Genomic DNA, 7,172 nt, shown 5'->3' with positions numbered 1-7,172 from the left:
TTTCTTAGTTTAAGTAATGGTGTATTTCCTATTTGTCCAAGAATATTCATTTTATAAACATCCCTTTCATATATGTTGCTTTCGATTAAGGGCGATTGTAATGGTCGTTGACAGGTAATTCTACGAATTATAAAAAAGCAAAGGCTTTAAGACCCTCATCGTTGAGGTACTCAAATGACCCGATTAGTTGCTGCTAAATAACAATGGTGGGGAGTAAAATAGGATAAAATTCTTCTATTGCGTTTGCACCACTTCAATCTGATAATTCTAAACATCTTTGTATTTGCATTTGAACTTATGGCGGCTATCTAAGCAATACCATGTGTTTTTTTGTACTCCAGCCAATTTCTTTTCAAATCGATAAAGGCTTCCACGTCAGGTTGGAGAAGAAAAGGGTTTGTCTCCCGTTCATGTAAGATCGTAGACTCTGGTGCAACACCAACATTATGACCCGGAAAGACGCGTGTTGAATCCGGTAAGATGAGGAGCTTCTTATGGAGAGAATCGTATTGTTGGCGGGCATTATCGCCAAAATCAGTCCCACCAATCTTGCCGATGAACAGGGTATCACCTGTAAAGACAGCATCGCCTGCATATAAACAGACAGAGTCATCTGTATGTCCAGGTGTGTGAATAATTTGAATGGTGAGATTGCCCAAAGGAAATTTGGCACCGTCCGAGACAGTTATTCCCGTCTTTGGCTCTTTATCTCCAAACAGGACTGCCTGGACTCCGGTCAGCGCGAGGATTTCATCGTTGCCGTTGGTGTGATCCGAGTCACCGTGCGTGTTAAACACATACTCGATGTTATACCCCTTCTCATTCGCAAAATCTGCAATGACTGTTGGCGAATAGGAGGGGTCAATGATGGCGGCAGAATTCGCGGACTCGTCGGCAATAAGATAACCGAAATTCCGGTCTCCGCCAGTCAAAAATTGTTTGATAAACATAAGGAATCCTTTTAGTTCATGGCTTTGTCTTCATAATCAATGCCCAATTCTTTTAGCAGCTTTATTGAATTCTGCCGCACGTTCTGTGGTGGATTCATCGATAGTGATTTCTTCAAAGCTTTGATCGCCAATTCACGATCCCCATTGCGCAGGTAACCTTCGCCCAGACTGTCGAACGAATTCGGGTCGTCGGCGTACGCCAGCGTGTTTAGTTTGAGAACTGCAACTGCCTCAGCGGTTTTCTTCTTGTTAAAAAGCTCATAGCCGTAGCTATTGACAGCGCCAGGGCCCCAAAGCTGGTGACCCGGCTTCTTTTCGTTGACAGCCTTATATATAGTCAGAGCCGCCTCGGGACCTTTATTAATAAGCAAGCTCATGAACTCGCTTTGATAGGGCGGATTGTCTGCAATCTTGCCGGAATTGAGCAACGCCAGAATATCGTCGTCCGTTCGGTCAGGAATTTTTTGAAGCGTCAGCTTCTCGGTCATGCCATGATGCCGAAGCGTGCCGACAATGCCTTTTTCAGGCGAAAATGTCGCCTCGAGTGCAGCGCCGCCCCAGCGATTCATCTGGAGCTTGAATTTGCCGTTCTTTAACGTAACGTTGTACATTGGCGAATCCCTTTGTCCCAAACGGCTGCCCAGGAAAGTCGCCTTCAGCGTACCGTCGGACTCCTTCTCGATGAGAAACGGACCCCACGGTTCGGTCGTGTTGAACCGGCCGTCAACTTTGCGGCCTTCCCATAAGCCAACGATGCCATCATTCTGCGCGTGCAATGTGGGTGCCAGTCCAACAATAATCACGGTGCCTGCAAACGAAGAGATTGTGAGAAACCGCCTTAGTTTAGATATTTTCGTACTCATGATCTGCCGCCATTTTAGCAATGATTTTCCGTCTTGATGCTACACATTAACTTCCTTATTGAATCCAGTCAATGATACTCAACCTTCAGGGCTTTCGCTTTATGATAATTATTGTCATGTCGTCATTCTGCGAGGCATTACCGAAGTGTAAATTGGCCGCAGCAATGATCTTGTCAATTAACTCGCGGGCAGAATCGCCGCTATTATGTTGGACAATTTCCTGGAGCTTTTCGTCACCAAATTCTTCCTGCCGCTCATTCATGGCTTCAGTAATTCCGTCTGAATAAATTAAAACCAGGTCGTTCGGATGAATAGCTCTCTCTTCTTTCATATAAGAGACATTCTCTTTCAGGCCCAGGGCAATTCCCCGGGTTTTCAGTTGATTCGGTTTTTTTGCCGCAGAGAAAATGAGCGGTATATCATGTCCGGCGTTGGCATAGCACAGGGTGTTTTTTTGGGTATCCAGAATTCCATAAAAAAGAGAAACAAATGTTCTTGCATCAGTACTGTGGAATAAAAGGTTATTTGCTTTTTCCAGACAGCCATCTGCATTTGCATCAAAAAATGTGTGCCCTCGAATGGTTGCCTGCAGGTTTGACATCACCAGGGAAGCCGCGAGTCCCTTGCCACTCACATCTCCGAGACCGATTGCCAGCCGATGGTCATCCAAACGGATAAAATCGTAATAATCTCCCCCAACATTTAGAGCCGGGATACTCATTCCGGCAATATCGTAGCCATCGATTTCGGGGTTGGACTTTGGCAGGAGATTTACTTGAATATTTCTTGCCGTCCGCGCTTCTTCCAGTGACCTGATCCGAGCCTCCTCTGCTTTCTTGCGTTCGGTAATATCGCGATAGATTGCATAAACTCCCATCTGTTTACCGTTATCAATAATAGGAGCCCCGATAATCCAGACATCAAAAAGAGTCCCGTCTTTACGTTTACGTTTTGAATCATTGTCAGTTCTTTGGCCATGAGTCACCAGTTCTGAATTAGCAGCAGCATGCTCTTTGAACTCTTCTGAAGCGACCAAATCATTTATTGGCTTGCCGATTGCTTCCTCACGAGAATAGCCAAACATTCTTGTGAATTCATCATTGACATTAACTACAATATCATTGTTGTCATGCAATATAATCGCCTCGGGAGCGCTGTTGAACAACTCTTCAAGATAAGTCTTCTCAACACGCAATTCTTCTTCAGCTTTTGTGCGTTCGGTAATGTCACGATGATAGATAGCATAAACCCCCGTCCGGGTTTCATCGTGAATGATCGGGGCGTGCAGAATCGAAACATCAAACAATGTTCCGTCCTTTCGTTTGCGTTTTGATTCAACTTCTACAGTTTGGCCATGAGTTACTTTATGAGAATTCTCAGATGCTTCATCCTGGAATTCCTTTGAAGCGATCAACTCATTGACCGGCTTTCCGATTGCTTCCTCGCGAGAATAACCAAACATTCTTGTGAATTCGTCATTTACCTTAACCACAATATTATTGTGGTCATGCAATACAATCGCCTCCGGATCGCTGTTGAACAACTTTTCAAAATAAGCTTTTTGAATACGCAGCTCTTCTTCTGCTTTCTTGGTTTCGGTCATATCTTTCACAGTTTCACCAAAAGATACTACGTAGTTTATAAAGATGTTTCGATACTGCTTAACACAAAGCTAATCTGCTCGTCCTTGGAGCTCAGCGGAAAGGCGGTCAGGTACAGTCTTTTGTGTACGCCCGGCATGGTCATGAACCCCATATTTTTCTAAATGTACAGCAATTATTAGCGAAAGGCAACTGCAAAGCCGCGAGAGCCTGCCCTTAGCGTAGTCGGGCTATATGGGGAAGGAAGTCCTGTAGTTCGCGGGTAAGTTGGCACATGATAATTCCTGGCGGGCCCGCGGGAGAATTTGCAACAGGGCGAGCCAGCGAGATTATTTTATCCAACGGGGCGGCGCCAGGCACGGGGCTTAAATCTCCCGCGCGGGTGATAACTATCATCAGAAACTATGACTGTGACAGCGGCATTGCTAGCCTGCATTATTCATGAATGCTGATGTTGGCCCGAACTCTGGCGAGTTCTGTAAAATCCCCCAGGCCCCCTTTTACAAAGGGGGAATCCAAATTTAGCGGAAGGCGACCCCTTGCCGATTTTCCTTAAATCTTTTTATAATAATGAAGTCGGGAAGGAGGCGCCCGAAGCCCGCGCAGGATCCCTCGCCCCGACATTCCTTTAAAAATATAATAATGAATTCGGGGCGAGGAGCCGGAGCGGCCCTAAAAAAATCAAAATTTTCACCTCAAACGAAAGGAGTTACCATGAAGTCATCAGGCATTTTTTTACTGACTCTGTTTATGAGCTTTCAACTCTTCGCACAGAACGAAGTGAGATCTAAAATTGACGCGCTTGCCGACAAGATCGAACCCAAAGTTATCGAATGGCGGCGGCATTTTCATCAAAATCCGGAGTTGTCCAACCGCGAGTTTAAAACAGCGGAAAAGGTGGCCGCGCATCTCAAGAGTTTAGGACTGCAAGTGCAAACCAAAGTCGCCCACACCGGCGTGGTCGGGATTCTCAAAGGTGGAAAATCCGGCCCGGTGGTGGCTTTGAGAGCGGATATGGACGGCTTGCCGGTCACGGAACGAGTGGACGTCACGTTCGCATCGAAAGTGCGCTCGACTTACAACAATCAGGATGTCGGGGTGATGCATGCCTGCGGTCATGATTCCCACGTGGCCATTCTCATGGCTGTCGCCGAAGTTCTGACCGAACTCAAAGACGATTTACACGGCACGGTAAAGTTCATCTTTCAGCCCGCCGAAGAAGGCGCGCCTCCCGGTGAGGAGGGCGGCGCCCGGATGATGGTAAAAGAAGGCGTGCTTGAGAATCCCAAAACGGACGTGATTTTCGGACTGCATATCGGGGCAAAAACAGAAGTTGGAAAAATAGAGTATCGTCCGGGTGGCCTGCTGGCCGCCGCCGATCGTTTCATCATTAAGGTGAAAGGCAAGCAAACCCACGGCTCTACTCCCTGGACCGGTGTTGATCCCATCACGGTCTCCGCGCAAATCATCAACGGTTTGAACAACATTATCAGCCGTCAGACCGAGCTCACCAAAGAGGCGGCGATCATTTCAGTGGGATTGATTCGCGGCGGGGTGCGCAGCAACATCATCCCCGAGGAGTGCGAAATGATCGGCACCATTCGCACCTTGAACACGGACATGCAAAAAATCATCCATGAAAAAATCCGCTTGACCGCCACTAAAATTGCGGAAAGTGCCGGCGCGGTGGCAGAAGTGGATATTCAAATCGGTGTGCCGGTGACGTTTAACGATCCGGAGTTAACGGCGCGCATGCTCTCCACCGTGCAGCGGGTTGCCGGTGGCGAAAACGTGGTTCTCATAAACGCCATCACCGGCGCGGAGGATTTTTCTTTTTATGTGGAAAAGATTCCGGGATTCTTTTTCTTCTTAGGCGGCATGCCAAAAGGGATGAAAAAGGCAGATGCTGCGCCACACCACACGCCGGATTTTTATATCGATGACAGCGGTCTGAAATTAGGAGTGCGTGCGTTAAGTAATTTGACTCTTGATTATATGGCAGGGCAAGGGACGAACTAAATAGGGCTTACTGAAAAACAAAATTTTCAGCTTCAGTCAACAGCAAGTTAGTCGAATTTTGAAAGTTACTACTTTTGTTCTTTGATTTATAGGATTCTTTTTCCTGCGATAGCAATATTTCGACTCATCAGAGCGAATCGAATCCATGCATATTCAGTTATTTCTGATTTTGCGCGTATCACTCCTAAGGAATACTTGTTTTTGCTGTTTCCGATGGCTCCTTCAATGCGGTTGCGCTCTTTTTGTTTTCGTTTTCGCCAACGTGTTTCGGTATCATTGGCGTTATTTTTTTTCGGGCGACCTAAGGGTTTGACCGCCGCACGAATAGTATGTTCTTTGAGATAGTTTCGGTTCTCTTTGCTGCCGTAGGCTTGGTCCATGGCCACATAGTTCGGCTTTTTGCCAAAACGTTTTTCGAAAAGCTCGACGCTATCGATAAACTTTTTGCCTTCGTGGTAGTTGTCAAAGCTGATATAGTCGGCAAACAAGTAGCCATCAACATGGCTAAGCGAGACCTTGGCGCCAAACTCAGTACCTTTACCATCTTTGCCCCGTACGATGGGCCGGATGTAGGGTTTGTGGAAACTGACGATGCGGTTCTCAACGGATTTCTTTTTACTGTCATACATCTGTTTTTGTTGAGCATAGAGTTCTTTGACCGCCTGGAGCGTCGCCACCACTTTTTCAGTGACAGCCACCCCGGCATCGGCGACTTCTTCGATGAGTTCACTGAGTTGTCGAATGTTACGCCGGACGTATTGCAGGAGTTGCTTCTGCATCTGACGCACTTCTTTGTGTGTCTTGCGCCGCTTTTTTGAAAAGGCAACATAGGCTTTCTGGGCAACCCGGCGATAGGTGCGAACTTTGCAGCCGACCGCTTTGCTGAGCGTTCTGATCTGCTCCACACAGACGTGACGAATTTTGTTTAGCAGGCCACAGTCGGTGGGAAACGTGATGTCACTTTGGAAGACCGTGGCGTCGGTCAACAGACCTTTAGGGCGCAGGAGTTTTTTCTCCACCAGGGTGTTGATGAGGTTTTGTTCAAATTCGTCAAATTGTTCTTTGCCAAGCCGTTTCCTGACCTTGCTGAAGGTACTAGTGTCAAACGGAAGTCGATATGAAAAGCGCGGCAATCCAATAAAGTATTGCATATATGGATTTTCAGAAATGTGCTCGGCGGCTTCTTCATCGCTGCTATCGATGATGTGCTTGATAATAAGCGAGCCGAGTACGTAACGGGCGCGAATACCTGGGCGCCCGGTGATTGAAAAGGTCTTGGCATAGGTCGCCTCAAGCTCGCGCCAGGCAATCAGCTCAGCCAAAAGAATCCAACGATTGGTGCGATTCAGTTTGCCGCCGAACGGCAGAGATTGTTCAAACAGCTCGATTTGATTCACGTCTGGTTCAGAGAAGTTGTACATGGACGCCACCTAATTTGAATTGCATTCGAAAGTGCAAGGTTTTCAACGAATCTGCAGAAAAACCTTGCAATTAGATAGCTAAATATACTAAGAAATAACCAATTAATCAATTGATATTATTAACCTTAGGTAATATTGTTCTTCTTTTTCTGTAGACCCTAATTAATAACGGAACTCATTAATGAGGAGAGGAGATATGAAGCTCAAGAATTCTTGTGCAATGTACATTTTCGTTTTGAGCCTGGCATTATTCTTAATCGCTTTTCAGGAGCATGATGAAAATCCTGCAGCCCCGGGTTTTAACTCGAAAGAATCGGA

At 46.5% G+C, this 7,172-nt stretch carries 6 protein-coding genes; 2 read left to right on the top strand and 4 right to left on the bottom strand.

Features of this window, described 5'->3' with window-relative positions; translation table 11 throughout:
- Positions 1 to 308: 308 nt before the first annotated feature.
- From IH879_16700 to IH879_16690, 3 genes are all read right to left on the bottom strand, one after another.
- Positions 309 to 950, bottom strand: coding sequence for an MBL fold metallo-hydrolase (locus IH879_16700; protein MCH7676567.1), 642 nt, complete (start codon positions 948 to 950; stop codon positions 309 to 311).
- 11 nt (positions 951 to 961) lie between these two features.
- The gene (locus tag IH879_16695) at positions 962 to 1,813 is read right to left on the bottom strand and encodes a hypothetical protein (protein MCH7676566.1); all 852 of its coding nucleotides are present in this window, start codon (positions 1,811 to 1,813) and stop codon (positions 962 to 964) included.
- Positions 1,814 to 1,898: 85 nt separating this feature from the next.
- Positions 1,899 to 3,425: a PAS domain S-box protein gene (locus tag IH879_16690; GenBank protein MCH7676565.1), complete on the bottom strand. Its 1,527-nt coding sequence runs from the start codon at positions 3,423 to 3,425 to the stop codon at positions 1,899 to 1,901.
- A gap of 263 nt (positions 3,426 to 3,688) precedes the next feature.
- Between IH879_16690 and IH879_16685 the strand changes: the two genes are divergently transcribed.
- Positions 3,689 to 3,859 carry a hypothetical protein gene (locus IH879_16685; GenBank protein ID MCH7676564.1) on the top strand — a complete coding sequence of 57 codons (171 nt, stop codon included), beginning with the start codon at positions 3,689 to 3,691 and terminating at the stop codon, positions 3,857 to 3,859.
- Between the two features lie 269 nt (positions 3,860 to 4,128).
- On the top strand, positions 4,129 to 5,433 hold the full coding sequence (locus IH879_16680) for an amidohydrolase (GenBank protein MCH7676563.1): 1,305 nt from the start codon (positions 4,129 to 4,131) through the stop codon (positions 5,431 to 5,433).
- Positions 5,434 to 5,519: 86 nt separating this feature from the next.
- Here IH879_16680 and IH879_16675 read toward each other — a convergent pair whose 3' ends face one another.
- Positions 5,520 to 6,854, bottom strand: coding sequence for an IS5 family transposase (locus tag IH879_16675; GenBank protein ID MCH7676562.1), 1,335 nt, complete (start codon positions 6,852 to 6,854; stop codon positions 5,520 to 5,522).
- Positions 6,855 to 7,172 lie beyond the last annotated feature (318 nt).

Source organism: candidate division KSB1 bacterium (genome assembly GCA_022562085.1).
Lineage (GTDB): Bacteria > Zhuqueibacterota > Zhuqueibacteria > Oceanimicrobiales > Oceanimicrobiaceae > Oceanimicrobium.
This window is presented reverse-complemented; position numbering and strand designations above follow the sequence as displayed.